Below are 16965 nucleotides of genomic sequence, written 5' to 3'. Positions count from 1 at the left end.
GGCCGGGGCGGCGGTCGTCGGGGTCAGCTGAGCGTCGTCCCGGTGAAGGAGGCCGAGCTCGTCGACCAGGTGCGGAAGCCGATGCCGGTGCCCGTCGCGAGCGGGTAGTGGCACGGCGACGCGGCGGCAGCAGCGGCGAGGCTGTTGATGCGGAAGACCTCGGTGCCGTCGACCGAGGCCCACACCGTGTCGCCCTGCGCGACGACGACGAGCGCGTGGGCGACGTTCTCCGCGAAGCCTGCCGGGAAGTTCGTCCGCGCCAGCGGAGCACTGCACTCGGTGCCCTTGTACCAGTGCCGCAGGATGAAGGCGTTGCCGTACATCGGGTCGTACTGGAACGTGTAGCCCGACACGAGGTTGGCAGCGTCGACGGAGCTGCGGAACCAGACCCCGTAGCCCCAGCCGAAGCGGAGCCTGGCCCTCGTCGTGAGCACCATGTCCTGGCTCGTCCGGGCCTTGGTCGACATGACGCGGTTCTCACCGGAGAAGGGCATGTCGACGGTGTTGCCGGTGATCGTTGCCTGGCCGCGCACGACCTTCCACTGGGCCGCGGTGAGCTGCGTCAGCGTACCGAACACGAGCACCTTGCGAGCGAGCTCGGTCTGCGCTCCCGCCGCGCCGACCCCGTGGACGACGACCGTGTAGGTGCCCGAGGGGAGCGGCCCGAACGTCATCACCTGTGCACCGTTCTGGCCCCACTGGGCGTCGGTGAAGCCCGTGCCGAAGGTCGGCCGCACGGACACGTAGAGGCGCGGGTAGAGCGCGGTCGAGCCGACGGTGCCTCGGGTCTCGACGTGGATGAGCGAGCCGAGCGGCTCGATGCCGACGAACGGGTTCGTCGTCGTCAGCGGCCCTGACGGGATCGTCACGCCGATGACCGGCACCTTGACCGAGCCCGTGAGGTAGCCGCACCCGTTGACGTTGCACGCGCGCACGGCGACGAGGCCACCGATCGTGTAGGGCACGGTGACGTCGGCCGTGAGGCCCGTGACCGCCAGCGTGCGGTTGAGCGTGTTGGGGCCGTAGACGACCTGGTAGCCGGTGATGGGACCGCCGCCGGTCCAGGCCGGTGCCTTCCACGCGACGTGGATGACGGAGGGGTTGCGGGCGTCGCGGGTCGCGACGGCGCCGCCCGGCTGCTCGGGCACGTAGGACGCGACGTTGGCACCGACCGCCGCGCTCGTCCCGTATTCGTTGCGCGCGGTCACGCTGAGCCGGTAGAGCCGCTTGGGATCGAGCCCCGTGGCGGAGAACGTGGTGGTGGTGTTGTTCGAGGCGGAGCCGACGACGACGCCGTCGGACACGCGCACGAGCTTGGCGTCGTAGCCGTTGAGGCCGCCGTAGCCGGGCCAAGCCGGGGCGGTCCACGTCGCCGTGACGGCGGTCAGGTCGGCGCTCCGGGTCAGGGCGAGCGAGCGGGGCACCCACGGGGCAAGGGAGTAGAGGTTCGTCACCGCCGAGGTCGTTCCGTCGCCGGCCGCGTCGCGGCTCGAAACGGTGATGCGGTAGTTCGTCGTGGGCTCGCCGAGACCGGTGACGGCCAGGCTCGTGGCTGTCGCAGGCACGATCGTGACGGTGTCACGGCCGGCTGCCGTCACGGACACGTTGTAGTGGTCGACGGCGGCGGCCGGCTTCCAGGACACGGTGAAGTCGCTCGGCTGTGACGGGCTGCGTTGCGCGACAACGGCTGTCGGTGCCGTCGGCGCCGTCGGGGTGGGTGTCGCGGCTCTCGCGCCGGGCCCCACGACGACGAGCGGGATCATCGCGGCGGCGAGGCCGGCTGCGATGACGCGGATACGGGTGGCGTGCATGGCGTTCCTCTCGGTACGGGCAGGTGTGGGCGCAGCGTCGCAACGCCTGCTCAAGCCCGGAGCGAGTGCGCCTCAAGCGCGGCTCAAGGTCGCGCCGGCCCGTCAGGAGGTGAGGTACCAGATCTCCATGGCATCGAGGCGGTCGCGGTCGGCGACCATCTCGACGCGGGTCACGCGGTCGTGCTCCACGGTGAAGCGGAACGCGACCTGGGGGCGCCCGTGCAGCGTCCACACCGCCCCGATGCCGCCGTCGAAGGCGGCGAGCCGCGCCGAGCGGGCGCCGCCGTTGAACCGCCCGGCGACGGCCTCGGGGCCGTGCAGCGCGGCCGGCGCGCCCATGACGACGGCGGCCTCGTCGGCGGTGAGCACGACCTCGGGGTCGAGCATCGCGAGGAGCGCGGCGAAGTCGCCACCGCGAGCGGCCGACAAAAAGGCGCTGACGACCTCGCGCTGCCGCGTGCGCGCGGGAGCGTGCTCGCCGGCGTCCGCCGCCCGCACCCGCCGCCGGGCGCGGCTCGCGAGCTGGCGCGTCGCCGCGGGGGAGCGGTCGACGATGTCGGCGATCCGCTCGAAGGGCATGCCGAAGAGGTCGTGCAGCACGAACGCGAGGCGCTCGGCAGGGGCGAGCGTGTCGAGCACGACGAGGAGGGCGAGACCGATGCTGTCGGCGAGCTCCGCCTCGCTCGCGGGGTCGGGGGAGGGCGGGGCCGCCCCGGTGGCGACGCGGGCCGTCCCGGCTGCTCCGGTGGCAGTGCCTCCGGCCGCGACGAGCTCGGCGAGGCCGCCGTCCCAGTCCTGCTCGCGCCGGCTCGCGCGTGAACGGAGCATGTCGAGGCTGATCCGCCCGACGACGGTCGTCAGCCAGCCGGCGAGGTTGTCGACCTCGCTCGTGTCGCTGCGGTGCAGCCGCAGCCAGGCCTCCTGCACCGCGTCGTCCGCGTCGGCGGCCGAGCCGAGCACGCGGTGGGCGACCGCGCGCAGCCGCGGCCGTTGCTCCTCGAACGCCCGGGTGAGCCACTCGTCGCCGCTGCTCCCCGCCCCGCCGGCGTCCATCCCGCTGGGGTCCATCGTCGTCACATCCTCCGCTCGGCATCCGTCATAGCACTGACGAGCCGGAGCCACGCGATGTGACACCGGTGACTCCGAGAGCAGCAACGCCCCGAATGCAGCCCGAGAACCGCACCCGAGAAGGAGAGCGCCATGTCCGCCGTCAGCACCCTCATCTACCCCGTCACCGACCTCGCCACCGCCAAGGCGGTCTTCACCGCGCTGCTGCACACCGAGCCGCACACGGACGAGGCGTACTACGTCGGCTACTCCGTCGACGGGCAGGAGATCGCCCTCGACCCGAACGGCCACCGCAAGGGCCTGACCGGTGCCACGCCGTACTGGCCCGTCGACGACCTCGAGGGTGCGCTCGCCGCCCTCGTCGAGGCGGGCGCGACGGTGCGCCAGCCGGCCACCGCGGTCGGCGGTGGTCGCACCGTCGCGGTGCTCGCCGACGCGGACGGCAACATGGTCGGGCTGATGCAGGGATGACCGGCGACACCCGGCCCGGATGCCGCCCGCCCGCCGCGCGGGTCCGTGACACCCTCGCGCTGCTCGGCCGGGAGGTGGACTGCTGGGTCGCGACGTGCGACCCGGCCACCGGGGCCCCACACCTGGTCCCGCTCTCGTTCGTCTGGGACGGCGCCACCCTGCTGCTCGCCACCACGGAGCGCAGCGTGGCCGGACGGGGGCTGGCTGCGGGCCGGGTGCGCACCGGCCTGGGCGCCACGCGCGACGTCGTCATGGTCGACGGCCGGGTCGCGGCCGTGCACACCGCGGACCTCGACCGCGCCGAGGCGGAGCGCTTCGCCCGGCGGACCGGGTTCGACCCCCGCGCGTCGACGGGCTCCTACCTCTTCTTCCGCGTCAGCCCGAGCCGCGTGCAGGCCTGGCGCGAGGAGGACGAGCTCGACGGCCGCGAGATCATGCGACACGGCCGATGGGTCGTCGACGAGATCTGAGTTGACGCGAATCCTACTGTGCGGCAACGGCTTCCGGCTCAGCCCAAGCGCGGGCGGGCTGAGCGGCTAACGCGGTCGACGGCATACGGACGCGGGAGGGCCTTGCGCCCGGGCCTCGACCTGTGCACTATTGAGGGACTGATGTAAGCGCTTACACCGAGCGTGACACGACTCGACGACGAGACCCCGAGGAGGACCACCATGGCCACCGTGCCGTCGTCCTCCCCCTCGACCGGGGCCACGATCTACTCGGTCGCCGAGCGCGCCGGCGTCTCGATCGCCACCGTCTCGCGGGTGCTCCAGGGCGCCGGCACCGTGTCGTCGAAGACCTCCCAGAAGGTGCTCGACGCCGTCGACGCCCTCAACTACGTGCCGCTCGGCGCCGCCCGCAGCCTCGCCGTGCGCCACCACGAGGCCCACGGGCTCGTGCTGCCCGAGCTCTCCGGCCCGTACTACTCCGAGCTGCTCATCGGCTTCGAGTCGCGCGCGGCCGAGCTCGGCCAGAGCGTGACGCTCATGCTGACCGAGGGCAAGGGCGACATCGGCCGGGCCGTGCGCCAGCTCGCCACCCGCGTCGACGCCGTCGCCGTGCTCGGCTCGGCCGCCATGCCGCCCGCGGTCGCGCGGGCCCTGCACGGGCAGAAGCCCGTCGTCATCATCGCCGGCACGCCCCAGGACGGCATCGAGAGCGTCGGCGCCGAGAACGCCGCGAGCGCCGAGCGGCTGACCCAGCACGTGCTGGCGCACGGGCGCACGCGCCTGCTCTTCGTCGGCGACCCGGCCGGCGCCCCCGACATCGCCGACCGCCACGTCGGCTTCGTCGCCGCGCACACGGCGCGGGGCCTCGTGCCCGCAGCGCCGGTGCGCGTGGCCTTCCGCGAGGCCGACGGGCGGGCTGTCGCCGAGCAGCTCCTCTCCGGCGAGCTCGAGGCCGACGCCCTCGTGTGCGCGAACGACGAGCTCGCGCTCGCTGCCATGACCCGGCTCCAGGATGCCGGCCGCGACGTTCCCGGCGACGTGGCCGTCGTCGGCTGGGACGACGTCATGACCGCCCGCTACGTGCGTCCCGGCCTCACCACCGTGCGCCAGCCCGTGCGCGAGCTCGGCGCCGTCGCGGCCGAGCGGCTCCACGACCGCGTCGCGGGGGGCGCCCCGCGGCTCGAGCCGCAGGTGCTCGCCACCGAGCTCGTCGTCCGCGCCTCGTGCGGCTGCCCGCGACCCTGGCCCGGCACCGACCCGACCCACCTGAGCCATCCGACCCACCCGACCACCGACGCCTGACCCCCACCCCGACACCGCCGTCGGAGAACACCGAGAAAGCGAGAGACCGATGAGACGCACCACAGCCATCACCGTCGCGTGCATGACTGCCGCGGCCCTCACCGTGACCGCGTGCGGCCGCAGCGCCGACACCGGCGCCACCACGGGCGGCCAGACCGGCGCCGCCGTCAGCACCGGCAAGGCCACCGGCACCATCACCGTCTGGGCGATGGGTGCCGAGGGCGACAAGCTGCCCGAGCTGACCAAGGACTTCGAGGCGGCCAACCCCGGCGTCAAGGTGCAGGTCACCGCCATCCCGTGGGACGCGGCGCACGACAAGTTCACCGCCTCCATCGCCTCAGGCAACACCCCCGACGTCGCCATGGTCGGCACGACGTGGATGGGCGAGTTCGCGAGCAGCGACGCGCTCGACCCGACGCCGGCCCAGATCGACAAGAGCGGCTTCTTCGAGGGCGCCCAGAAGACCACCGAGGTGAACGGCACCTCGTACGGCATCCCGTGGTACGTCGAGACGCGCGTGCTCTTCTACCGCAGCGACCTCGCCAAGAAGGCCGGCTTCGACGCCGCCCCCACCGACTGGCAGGGCCTCAAGGACATGGCCAAGGCCATGCAGACCAAGGCGGGCGCGCAGTACGGCATCGGCCTGCAGGCCGGTGGCGAGGGCTCGTGGCAGACGGTCATGCCGTTCGCCTGGAGCGACGGCGCCGACCTCACCAAGGACGGCGGCAAGGCCTACAACTTCGACAGCCCGCAGCTGCTCAAGGCCACGCAGTACTACCAGTCGTTCTTCACCGACGGCATCTCCAACAAGAGCGCGCCCGCCACCCCGACGACGGAGCCCGACTTCGTCAGCGGCAAGGTGCCGATGTTCATCTCCGGTCCGTGGATGATGTCGGCGGTCGAGAAGGTCGGCGGCGCCGGCTTCAAGGACAAGTACAACGTGGCCCCGATCCCCGCCGGCTCGGCCGGGTCGTCCTCGTTCGTCGGCGGCTCGAACTTCGTCGTCTTCAAGAACACGAAGAACCGCGACACGTCGTGGAAGTTCGTCCAGTGGCTGAGCGACCCCAAGGTCCAGGCCAAGTGGTACACGCTCTCCACCGACCTGCCCTCCGTCAAGAGCGCGTGGGAGCAGGGCGACCTCGCCTCCGACCAGAAGCTCGCCGTCTTCGGCAAGCAGCTCGAGACCGCCAAGGCGCCGCCGTCGTTCCCGACGTGGGAGCAGGCCGTCAAGGGCCTCGACAGCGAGCTCGAGAAGATCACGAAGACGGGCGAGGACCCGGCGACGGGCCTCAAGACCGCCCAGGCGTCGGCCGAGTCCATCGGGACGGGTCTGTAGTCCGATGACCGTCCAGACCGGCACGACCGGCACCCGTCGGCGGGACGACTCGTCCCGCCGGCGGGAGGGGCGGGCGGCCTGGATCCTCGCGATCCCGTTCTGCCTGCTCTTCCTCGCCTTCACGGCGTGGCCGGTGATCCAGTCGCTCTTCATGAGCTTCACCGACACGAGGGCGCGCGACCTGCGCAACCCCTTCGCGGTCAACCTCGTCGGGTTCGACAACTTCGCCAAGGCGCTCTCGGACCCGACCTTCCGCAAGGCGGCCGGCAACACCGCCTACTTCGTCCTCGTCGGCATGCCGCTGACGCTCGTCGTCGCGCTCGCCGCGGCCGTCGCGCTCGACAAGGGCATCACCCGCTTCCGGGCGATCTTCCGGCTCGGCTTCTACATGCCGGTCATCACCTCGATCGTCGCCGTCGCGGTCGTGTGGCGCTTCCTCCTGCAGGACCCGGGCGGCCTCATCAACACCGTGCTCGGCTGGGTCGGCATCACCGGCCCCAACTGGCTCGGCGACCCGAACTGGTCGATGCCCTCGCTCATCCTCATGGCGGCGTGGCGCAACTTCGGCACCGCGATGATCATCTTCCTCGCCGGCCTGCAGGCCGTGCCCGCCGAGCTGCACGAGGCCGCCGCGATCGACGGCGCCGGCGCGTGGAAGAGGTTCCGCTTCGTCACGCTGCCGCTGCTCCGCCCGACCCTGCTCTTCGTCATGGTGACGACGGCCATCGGCTACCTGCAGTTCTTCGAGGAGCCCTACGTCATGACGAAGGGTGGCCCCCTGAACAGCACCATCTCGCTGTCGATGAGCACCTACCAGCAGTTCGGCTTCGGCAACTACGGCCTCGCCTCGGCGATGAGCTACCTCATCTTCGTCGTCATCGCGATCGTCACCGCCATCCAGTTCCGACTGCTCCGAGAGAGGACCTGACATGTCCGTCGACACGAAGGCCCCGCCCACCGCGGCCCACCCGCGTCGCGGGAACCGTCCCGCCGGGCCCGTCCGCGCCTCGTCCGGCATGGCCGGCTCGCGCCGCGGCAACCGCTGGTGGCTCTACCTCGTGCTGACCGTCGCCCTCGTGGCCGTCATCGCGCCGTTCGTCTGGATGGTGCTCGGCAGCTTCAAGGGCGAGGGCGAGCTGCGCCAGGTGCCGCCCACCTGGCTGCCCGAGAGCGCGTCGCTCGACAACTACACCCAGCTGTTCAGCAAGCTGAACTTCGGCCAGTACTTCTCCAACTCGATCGTCGTCGCGGTCGTCGTCACGGCCGGCAACCTCGTCTTCTGCTCGATGCTCGGCTACGCCCTGGCGATGCTCGACTTCAAGGGCAAGAAGGCGATCTTCGTCGCGGTCATGGGCACGCTGATGATCCCCGGCGTCGTCACCTTCGTGCCGCTCTTCGTGCTCGTCGCCAACGCGGGCCTGGTCAACACGCTGCCCGGGCTGTTCCTGCCCTTCCTCGTCAGCCCGTTCGGCGTCTTCCTCATGCGCCAGTTCATCCTCGGCCTGCCCAAGGACCTGCTCGACGCCGGTCGCGTCGACGGCGCCGGCGAGCTGCGGATCTTCTTCCGCATCATCCTGCCGCTCTGCGGCCCGGCCCTCGCGACCCTCGGGATCCTCACCTTCCTCGGCAGCTGGAACAACTTCCTCTGGCCGCTCGTCGTGGCCCAGACCGAGGACCACTACACCCTGCCCGTTGCGCTGGCCCTCTACTCGACCGGCCAGAACAGCACGAACTACGGGCTGCTGCTCGCCGGCGCCACCGTCGTGATCATCCCGATCCTCGTCGTCTTCCTCATCTTCCAGAAGCGCTTCATCGAAGGCATCGCCACCACCGGCCTCAAGTAACGGAAACGGAGCACCGCCGCATGACCGACATGACCGACAGGACCGACCGCACCCCGCAGACCCTGCTCACCCCGAGCCGCCGCAGCCTCATCGTCGGCGGCGCGGCCTCCGTCGCGGCCCTCGCGCTCGCACCGGCAGCCCGGGCCTCCGCCGCACCGACGGCATCCACGCCGGCATCCACGACGGCTGCGGGCGCCCCGGCGCTCGTGCGCCACGGCGCTCCCGCCTTCGACCGCCGCCGCGTGCAGCGGTGGGCCGCCGACACGTGGCGCAGCCTCGTCGCGATGACCGACGCTCGCACCGGCCTGCCGGCCGACAACATCCCCGAGTCGCTGGCGGCGGGGGACCGGTCGGGCTACACGTCGCCGACGAACATCGGTGGCTACCTGTGGTCGACGATCGCCGCCCGCGAGCTCGGCATCATCTCGGCGCGCGAGGCGAGCGCGCGGCTGGTCCGCACCCTCACCACGGTCGAGCGGATGGAGCACCACACCCCGAGCGGGATGTACTACAACTGGTACGACGAGGCCACCGGTCAGACGCTGCACGCCTGGCCGGGCTCGGGCGACAAGGTCGTCCCGTTCTGCTCGAGCGTCGACAACGGCTGGCTCGGCGCCGCCCTCCTCGTCGTGGCCGGCTCCGACCGCACGGCAGCGCCCCTGGCGCGCAAGATCTTCGGCCGGATGCGTTGGGACGCCTTCTACGACGACAACAGCGACCCGGCCCACCAGGTGCGTCCCGGCGGCCTCATGCACGGTGGCTTCTACCCGTACGAGGACGGCCGCCCCGGCGGCACCTACCAGGGCACCCACATCGGCGGGGACCCCGTGTGGCTGACGACCCACCACTACGACACCGCCGTGTCGGAGACGCGCATCACGACCTACCTCGGCATCATCACGGGTCAGGTCCCGGCCACCGCGTACTACGCCACGTGGCGCACCTTCCCCGACGCCTGCGACTGGTCGTGGCCCGAGTCGCGGCCCACAGGGGTGAACCGCACCTACTTCGGCATCGACGTCTTCGAGGGCGCCTACACCTACCGCGGCATGCACGTCGTGCCCGGCTGGGGCGGCAGCATGTTCGAGGAGCTGATGCCGGACGTCTTCGTCGACGAGGCCAGGTGGGCACCGCGCAGCTGGGGCCTCAACCACCCGCTGCACGTGCGCGCGCAGCGCGAGCACGGCCTCGACGAGGCCGGCTACGGCTACTGGGGCTTCAGCCCGTCGAGCGACCCGTTCGCCGGCTACCGCGAGTACGGCGTCGACGCGCTCGGCCTCAACCCCGACGGCTACTTCTCCGATAAGGAGATGACGAACTACGACCCGGGCTTCGGCGACTGCCGACCGGCCACGAACGCGACGCCGCGCTACGGCGACGGCGTCGTCACGCCGCACGCCTCGTTCCTCGCGATGATGCACGAGCCGCGGGAGGCCTACGCCAACCTCGCGCGACTGCAGGGCGACTTCGACTCCTACGGCCGCGGTGGCTTCTTCGACGCCGTGGCGGTGCGCTCCGGCACGGTGGCCCGCCGCTACCTCTCGCTCGACCAGGCCATGATCATGGGCGCCGCCGGCAACGTGCTGGGACGCGACGTCATCCGACGTGCCTTCAGCAGCAGGACCGTCGAGCGACGGCTGCGTCCCGTCATCGGCATCGAGCGCTTCGGTGCGGGCCCGGCCTGACGGCCGGCCCACAGCTACCCCTCCCCCCACGAAAGGCAGCCCCGGTGCGACCCGAGCTGAGCACGACCGAGGACGGCGTCGCCTACCGCGACCTCAACGGCAACGGCCAGATGGATCCCTACGAGGACCCCCGGCTACCCGTCGAGGAACGGGTCGCCGACCTGCTCGCCCGCCTCTCCCTCGAGGAGAAGGTCGGCCTGATGTTCCAGACGGTCATCGAGGCCGGCGCGGACGGCACCGTGCTCGAGCACCCCGGCAACATCAGCAAGTCGCCGACGAGCACCGTCGTGCTGGGGAAGCACCTCAGCCACTTCAACGTGCACGCCCTCGACGACCCGCGGATGGCGGCGCGGTGGAGCAACGCGCTGCAGGCCCTGGCCGAGCGGACGCCGCACGGCATCCCCGTCACGGTGTCGACGGACCCGCGTCACGCGTTCATCGACAACGTCGGGGTGTCGTTCTCCGCCGGGGCCTTCTCGCAGTGGCCGGAGCCGCTGGGCCTCGCGGCCCTGCGCGACCCCGCCACCGTGCGCCGGTTCGCCGACATCGCGCGGCAGGAGTACGTCGCCGTCGGCATCCGGGCCGCCCTGCACCCGACGCTCGACCTGGCGACGGAGCCGCGCTGGGCGCGACAGGCCGGCACCTTCGGCCAGGACCCCGACCTCGTCACCGAGCTCGGTGTCGCCTACCTCAAGGGTTTCCAGGGGGATTCGCTCGGCGAGGCGAGCGTCGCGTGCACGAGCAAGCACTTCCCGGGTGGTGGGCCGCAGAAGGACGGCGAGGACGCGCACTTCCCCTACGGTCGCGAGCAGGTATACCCCGGTGGGCGGTTCGCCGACCACCTCAAGCCGTTCCCGCCGATCATCGCGGCCGGCACTGCCGGGATCATGCCCTACTACGGGATGCCGATCGCCCTCGAGATCGACGGCGAGCCGATCGAGCCGGTCGGCTTCGGCTACAACAAGCAGGTCGTGACCGGCCTGCTGCGCGAGAAGCTCGGCTACGACGGCGTCGTCGTCACCGACTGGGAGCTCGTCAACGACAACCACGTCGGCGAGCAGGTGCTGCCGGCCCGCGCGTGGGGTGTCGAGCACCTCGACCCGCACGGGCGCATGGAGCTCATCCTCGAGGCCGGCGCCGACCAGTTCGGCGGCGAGGAGTGCGTCGAGCTCCTGCTCGACCTGGTCGCCCAGGGCCGCGTCAGCGAGGCGCGGGTCGACGAGTCCGCCCGGCGCATCCTCGCCGTGAAGTTCCGCCTCGGCCTCTTCGAGAACCCCTACGTCGACGAGGACGCCGCGTCCGCCACCGTCGGGCGACCCGACTTCCGCGACGAGGGGTATGCCGCCCAGGCGCGGTCGGTGACGGTGCTGCAGAACGCCGACGACCGGCTGCCCCTCGAGCAGGGCCTCAAGATCTACGCCGAGCGGGTCTCGCCCGAGGCGGTCGTGCGCCACGGCAAGCTCGTCGACCGCCCCGAGGACGCCGACGTCGCCATCGTGCGCCTGCCCGCGCCGTTCGACCCGAGGTCGGACCTCTTCCTCGAGTCGTGGTTCCACCAGGGGTCGCTCGACTTCCCGCCCGGCCTCGTCGCGCGGCTCGAGCGCATCGCGGCCGTCTGCCCGCTCGTCGTCGACGTCGTGCTCGACCGGCCTGCCGTCGTGACGCCGCTGCTCGGGGTGGCCACCGCCGTCGTCGGCAGCTACGGCAGCAGCGACGACGCCCTCCTCGACGCGCTCACCGGCACCATCGCGCCGGGCGGTCGCCTCCCCTTCGACCTCCCGCGGTCGATGGACCAGGTGCGCGCGCACGGCGAGGACGTGCCGGGCTACGACGACCCGCTCTTCCCGTTCGGCCACGGCCTGCGCCTGACGGCCGACTGAGCCCAGGCGTGCCGGGTCGAGGTGCGCCGTCGCGCTCGAGCGCGAGGTTCCACCTCGACCCGCGTCGGCGTCAGCCGGTGTAGCCCTCGACGGTGCGTTCGCTGCGCACCTGCGCCTCGTCGGGGTCCTGGCCGAACTCGCGCTTGGCCCGCCGCTGGCGCAGCAGGTCCCAGCACTGGTCGAGCTCGACCTCGACGCTGCGCAGCCGGGCGTGCTCCTCGTCGGGCGTGATCTCACCGGCCTGAAGCGCAGCGCGCAGCCGGTGCTCCTCGTCGATGAGCGAGCCGATGCGGTCCTGGATCGAGGGGTCCTCAGCCATGTCGTCACCCTCGCACCACCGGGCACGCCCGTCCAGAGCCCCGCGCTTGCAGGGACCTTGTGGGTTCCCTGCCGAACAGGCCCGGGCTCCCTTGCAGCGGGGTGGACAGACTGGACGGACCATGCCGAACACGGCGTGGCCCGACCTCCGCCGAAGGACCGCCATGCCCGCCCGACCCGCGACCCTCCGCACCGTGACGCACGCCGCAGCCGTCCTCCTCGTGGCCGGCGGGCTCGTCGTCGGCGGCCTGCACGCCGCCCGCGTCGCGCGGGACGTCGCGCCGTCGCGGACGGTCCTGGCCGACGCGCTCGTCGTCGAGACGGCCGGGGCGGGCAGCCTGCGCCCCGTGGGGGATGCCGTCGTGCCGCTGACGCCGGGTCGTGAGCAGTGGGTGAGCATCCCGTGGACGACGGATGCCGCGGTCTGCTCGGTCGCCGTCACCGTCACCACGCCGGATGCCGCCGTGCACTACCCGTCGGGCACGAAGGCCTTCACCTCGTTCTACCGCGAGGACCGCCTCGCGGCCGCCGGCCGCGACTACACCGCGGTGCGCCTCACGGTGCCGTCGGGGTCCGAGCGCACGGCGGTCACGGCCGAGGTCACGGCCCGCTTCACCCTCGCCGCGCGCGCCGCGCGGTCGGGCGCCTGCACGGGCGAGAGCTCGACCCGCACCTACCGGGTCACCCTGCCGGTCGGCCCGTCAGGCGCCGCCGCGGCCTGAGCGCTGCGGCACGCCGAGCGTGGTCTCGCGGGCCTCGAGGGTCCAGGCGACCTCGACCTCCTCGGCCGGGCCGTCGTCGCCGTCGATGCGGCGGGTCAGCAGCTCGAGCGCGGCGCGCGCGAGGCCGGTGAGGTCGGGCGAGATCGTCGTGACCGTGGGGTTGGAGTAGCGGGTCTCGGCGATGTCGTCGAACCCGACGATGGCGACGTCGTCGGGCACGCGCACGCCCGCCTCGACGCAGGCCCGCAGCGCCCCGACGGCCATGAGGTCGTTGAAGCAGAAGACGGCGTCAGGGGGCTCCGGCAGGGCGAGCAGCTCGCGCATGGCCGCGTGCCCGTCGGCGCGCTCGAAGTGCGGCACGCCGATGACGAGGTCGGCGTCGTAGGGCAGGCCGGCGGCCTTGAGCGCCTGCCGGTAGCCGCGCAGTCGTGCCGAGGCCGTGCCCTTGATGGTCTCGCGGCCCACGGCGGCGATTCGCCGGCGACCCTGCGCGACAAGGTGTTCCGTCGCGGCGCGCGATGCGGCGACGGAGTCGACGGCGATGTGGTCGAACCCGGTCGGCACGGGGCGCTCGCCGAGCAGCACCATCGGGAGGCTGTCGGCGCGGCGGCCGATCTCCTCGGCCGAGAGGGCGAGCGGCGAGAAGATGACGCCGTCGATGACGTGCGAGCGCATTCCCTCGAGCACGACCCGCTCGGCGTCGGCGTCGCCGCCGGTGACGTCGAGCAGCACGATGAAGCCGAGTGCGGCCGCCTCCTCCGTGATGCGGGCCGCGAGCTCGGCGAAGTAGGGGGAGTCCATGGCGGGCACGGCGAGTGCGAGGAAGCCGGCCCGACCGTGCTTGAGGCTGCGGGCCGACAGGTTGGGCCGGTAGTGCAGCTCGGCCATGGCCGCCTCGACCCGCTCGCGGGTGCTCGCCTTGACGTGCGGGTGGTGGTTGAGCACGTTCGAGGCGGTCTTGACCGACACGCCGGCGCGCTCCGCAACGTCCCGTAGCCGCGCCGCCACCCGTGCCCTCCGTCCGTGCCCGGAGGGCTCGCCCCTCCGTCGTCCGAGGGACAGGCTAGCGCCCGTCGGGCGCGCCCGCCCCCTGCGAAGTGGGGTCTGGACAGATTTCGGTAACCGTTGTAATTTTCAGGCACACGCCAGCTGGGTAACCGTTGCAACAACGGTGCGGCCCGGCACCGATCGGTCAAGGAGGACCGGATGGGAGAAGCGACGGTACGGCTCGACCCCGCCTTCACGGTGGGGCCCGTCCGCCCGAGGACCTTCGGCTCCTTCGTCGAGCACATGGGCCGCTGCGTCTACACGGGCATCTACGAGCCCGAGCACCACGACGCCGACGAGCTGGGCTTCCGCACCGACGTCGCGCAGCTCGTCCGCGAGCTCGGCGTGACGACGGTGCGCTACCCGGGAGGCAACTTCGTCTCCAACTACCGGTGGGAGGACGGCGTCGGTCCCAAGGCCGACCGCCCCACGCAGCTCGACCTCGCCTGGCGCTCGGTCGAGACGAACCAGGTCGGCACCGACGACTTCGTCGACTGGGCCCGTGGCGTCGGCGTCGAGCCGATGATGGCGGTCAACCTCGGCACGCGGGGCATCCAGGAGGCCGTCGAGCTGCTCCTCTACTGCAACGCCGAGACAGGCACGAGCTGGCCCGACCGCCGGGCCAAGAACGGCCACACCGAGCCGCACGACATCCGCGTCTGGTGCCTCGGCAACGAGATGGACGGGCCGTGGCAGATGGGCCACAAGACGGCGGAGGAGTACGCCCGGGTCGCCGAGGAGGCCGCCCGCGCGATGCGCCGCTTCGACGACACGCTCGAGCTCGTCGCGTGCGGCTCGTCCAACCGCGGCATGCCGACCTTCGGCACGTGGGAGCGCGTGGTGCTCGAGCGCTGCTTCGACCTCGTCGACCACATCAGCGCGCACGCCTACTACGAGCCCGTCGACGGCGACGTCGACTCCTTCCTCGCGAGCGGCGAGGACATGCACCGCTTCATCGAGTCGGTCGTCGCGACGGCCGACCACGTCGCGGCCGTCAAGGGTTCCGACAAGCGGATCATGGTCAGCTTCGACGAGTGGAACGTGTGGTTCCAGGGCCGCTTCGACGGCGAGAACTCGCTCGCCATCCGCGAGGCGCCCGAGCTCATCGAGGACGTCTACGACGTGACGGACGCCGTCGTCGTCGGCAGCCTGCTCATCACCCTGCTCCAGCACACCGACCGCGTCGCGATGGCGTGCCAGGCGCAGCTCGTCAACGTCATCGCCCCCATCGCCACCCGGGCCGGGGGCGGCGCGTGGCGCCAGACGATCTTCCACCCCTTCGCGCTCACCGCACGGTATGCGCGCGGCACCGTGCTGCGCCCCGCCGTCGTCTGCGACGTGGTGGAGACCAAGGCCTTCGGGCCCGTCGACCAGGTCGTCGTCACGGCCACGCACGACGAGGAGACCGGCGACCTCGCGGTCTTCGTCGTCAACCGCAGCCGCACCGAGGCGACCACGCTGACGCTCGACGTCGCGGCCGCCGTGGGCGGCCACGACACGGCATACGCCCTCGTCGAGCACCTCACCCTGCACGACGACGACACCTCGGCCACGAACACCGAGGACCACCCCGACCGAGTCACCCCGCGTCCGGGGGACGCGGCGGTCGCGGGCAGCACGCTCACGGCAACCCTGCCACCCACCTCATGGCACTGCATCCGCCTCTCCGAAGGGACCGTTCAATGACGAACACGACCTCACCCTCGCCCCTCTCGCGACGAACCGTGCTCTCCGGCGCGCTCGGCCTGGCCGGCATCGCCGGGCTCGCCGCCTGCGGCTCGGGATCGAGCGCCGTCCCCGGCCAGGCCCCGGCCGTCTCCGCCGGCGGCGGTGCGACGGGCTACTCCGGCCCCAAGGTCGCCCTGCAGTTCTGGAACGGCTTCACCGGCGGCGACGGCCCGTTCATGAAGCGACTCGTCGACCAGTTCAACTCCGAGCACGCGAACATCGCCGTCAGCATGAACACGATGCAGTGGGCCGACTACTACGCCAAGCTGCCCGCGGCCGTCACCGCGGGCAAGGGTCCCGAGATCGGCATCATGCACGTCGACTCCGTCGCGACGAACGCGGCCCGCAACGTCATCCAGCCGCTCGACGACGTCGCCACGGCGCTCAAGCTCGACGAGAGCGACTTCGCGCCGGTGCCGTGGAAGGCCGGGGTCTACAACGGCAAGCGCTACTCGATCCCGCTCGACGTGCACCCGCTCGGCTTCTTCTACAACAAGACGGTCATGGAGAAGGGCGGCCTCGACCCCGAGAAGCCGCCGATGACGGCCGACGAGTACATGGCGGCCCTCGAGACGATGAAGGGCAAGGGGATCGAGGGGCACTGGGCGAGCCCGTTCCCCTTCACCGGCGGACTGTCGATCCAGTCGCTCATCTACCAGTTCGGCGGAGCGCTCTTCTCCGACGACGCCAAGCAGGTGCTCTGGGCCGACGATGCCGGCGTCAAGGCGGTGACGTGGTTCCAGGACCTCGTGACGAAGGGCTACTCCGCGCGCAAGATCGCCCAGGACGCCGACATCGTGGCGCTGCAGAACGGCAAGACGGCGTTCAACTGGAACGGCATCTGGACGATCAACACGCTCAAGGAGAAGTCGGGCCTCGAGTGGGGCGTCGCGGCGCTGCCCAACATCGGCGGGCAGAAGGCCGCGTGGGCCGGCTCGCACCAGTTCGTGCTGCCGACGATGCGCACGCCCGACCAGAACAAGCAGGTCGCCGCGCGCGTCTTCCTCAACTGGATCAGCACGAAGAGCCTCGAGTGGGCCAAGGGCGGCCAGGTGCCGGCCCGCAACTCGGTGCGCGACTCGGCCGAGTTCAAGGCGCTCACCGACCAGGAGACGCTGGCCACCCAGATCGACGACCTCCACTTCCCGCCGGCCGTCGCCGGCATCGGCGACGCCATGCCGGAGTTCGACAAGGCCGTCAACGCCGCGATCCTCGGCGGGCAGGACCCGAAGACCGTCCTCGCCGACGCCGCGGGCCGGGCCACCAAGATCCTCGAGGCCAACGCGAAGAAGTACGGCGGCTGA

The 16965-nt window shown here is 71.8% G+C and carries 15 protein-coding genes; 11 read left to right on the top strand and 4 right to left on the bottom strand.

Going from position 1 to position 16965, the window contains the following annotated elements; translation table 11 throughout:
* Window positions 1-23 precede the first annotated feature (23 nt).
* Complete coding sequence (locus ABT295_RS12045; protein WP_352394589.1) at window positions 24-1811, bottom strand: fibronectin type III domain-containing protein; 1788 nt, start codon at window positions 1809-1811, stop codon at window positions 24-26.
* A gap of 102 nt (window positions 1812-1913) precedes the next feature.
* The gene (locus ABT295_RS12040) at window positions 1914-2879 is read right to left on the bottom strand and encodes a sigma-70 family RNA polymerase sigma factor (protein WP_352394588.1); all 966 of its coding nucleotides are present in this window, start codon (window positions 2877-2879) and stop codon (window positions 1914-1916) included.
* Between the two features lie 132 nt (window positions 2880-3011).
* On the opposite strand from ABT295_RS12040, the gene ABT295_RS12035 reads away from it, so the two are divergent.
* The 8 genes from ABT295_RS12035 (at window position 3012) to ABT295_RS12000 (ending at window position 11846) form a co-directional block, all read left to right on the top strand.
* Window positions 3012-3350, top strand: a complete 339-nt coding sequence (locus ABT295_RS12035) for a VOC family protein (RefSeq protein WP_352394587.1) — start codon at window positions 3012-3014, stop codon at window positions 3348-3350.
* Window positions 3347-3820, top strand: coding sequence for a pyridoxamine 5'-phosphate oxidase family protein (locus tag ABT295_RS12030; RefSeq protein WP_352394586.1), 474 nt, complete (start codon window positions 3347-3349; stop codon window positions 3818-3820). The genes ABT295_RS12035 and ABT295_RS12030 overlap by 4 nt, the downstream gene beginning before the upstream one ends.
* A 201-nt stretch (window positions 3821-4021) precedes the next feature.
* Window positions 4022-5101 (top strand): LacI family DNA-binding transcriptional regulator, encoded by a 1080-nt coding sequence (locus ABT295_RS12025; protein ID WP_352394585.1) that lies wholly within the window; start codon window positions 4022-4024, stop codon window positions 5099-5101.
* Window positions 5102-5183: 82 nt separating this feature from the next.
* Window positions 5184-6437, top strand: a complete 1254-nt coding sequence (locus tag ABT295_RS12020) for a sugar ABC transporter substrate-binding protein (protein WP_352394584.1) — start codon at window positions 5184-5186, stop codon at window positions 6435-6437.
* A 4-nt stretch (window positions 6438-6441) separates the two neighbouring features.
* Window positions 6442-7365: a carbohydrate ABC transporter permease gene (locus ABT295_RS12015; RefSeq protein WP_352394583.1), complete on the top strand. Its 924-nt coding sequence runs from the start codon at window positions 6442-6444 to the stop codon at window positions 7363-7365.
* 1 nt (window position 7366) lies between these two features.
* Window positions 7367-8281, top strand: a complete 915-nt coding sequence (locus ABT295_RS12010; protein ID WP_502991111.1) for a carbohydrate ABC transporter permease — start codon at window positions 7367-7369, stop codon at window positions 8279-8281.
* Between the two features lie 29 nt (window positions 8282-8310).
* Window positions 8311-9966, top strand: coding sequence for a glucoamylase family protein (locus ABT295_RS12005; RefSeq protein WP_502991138.1), 1656 nt, complete (start codon window positions 8311-8313; stop codon window positions 9964-9966).
* Between the two features lie 44 nt (window positions 9967-10010).
* A complete protein-coding gene (locus ABT295_RS12000) occupies window positions 10011-11846 on the top strand; it encodes a glycoside hydrolase family 3 protein (RefSeq protein ID WP_352394581.1) in 1836 nt (611 codons plus the stop codon).
* A 70-nt stretch (window positions 11847-11916) separates the two neighbouring features.
* Here the strand turns inward: ABT295_RS12000 and ABT295_RS11995 are convergent, their stop codons facing one another.
* Complete coding sequence (locus ABT295_RS11995) at window positions 11917-12165, bottom strand: DUF2630 family protein (protein WP_352394580.1); 249 nt, start codon at window positions 12163-12165, stop codon at window positions 11917-11919.
* A 163-nt stretch (window positions 12166-12328) separates the two neighbouring features.
* Here ABT295_RS11995 and ABT295_RS11990 point away from each other — a divergent pair, with 163 nt between their 5' ends.
* On the top strand, window positions 12329-12886 hold the full coding sequence (locus ABT295_RS11990) for a hypothetical protein (protein WP_352394579.1): 558 nt from the start codon (window positions 12329-12331) through the stop codon (window positions 12884-12886).
* Here ABT295_RS11990 and ABT295_RS11985 read toward each other — a convergent pair.
* Entirely contained in the window at window positions 12866-13894 is a 1029-nt protein-coding gene (locus tag ABT295_RS11985; RefSeq protein ID WP_352394578.1) for a LacI family DNA-binding transcriptional regulator, read from the bottom strand. The two genes, ABT295_RS11990 and ABT295_RS11985, sit on opposite strands and share 21 nt — an antisense overlap.
* A 198-nt stretch (window positions 13895-14092) precedes the next feature.
* On the opposite strand from ABT295_RS11985, the gene arfA reads away from it, so the two are divergent.
* Window positions 14093-15619 carry an arabinosylfuranosidase ArfA gene (arfA, locus tag ABT295_RS11980; protein WP_352394577.1) on the top strand — a complete coding sequence of 509 codons (1527 nt, stop codon included), beginning with the start codon at window positions 14093-14095 and terminating at the stop codon, window positions 15617-15619.
* Window positions 15616-16965 (top strand): ABC transporter substrate-binding protein, encoded by a 1350-nt coding sequence (locus ABT295_RS11975; RefSeq protein WP_352394576.1) that lies wholly within the window; start codon window positions 15616-15618, stop codon window positions 16963-16965. Before arfA ends, ABT295_RS11975 begins: the two co-directional genes overlap by 4 nt.

Source organism: Terrabacter sp. NPDC000476, from assembly GCF_040300125.1.
GTDB lineage: Bacteria > Actinomycetota > Actinomycetes > Actinomycetales > Dermatophilaceae > Terrabacter.
Note: the sequence above shows the minus strand (reverse complement) of the source record. Positions and strands in the feature narration are given on the sequence as shown.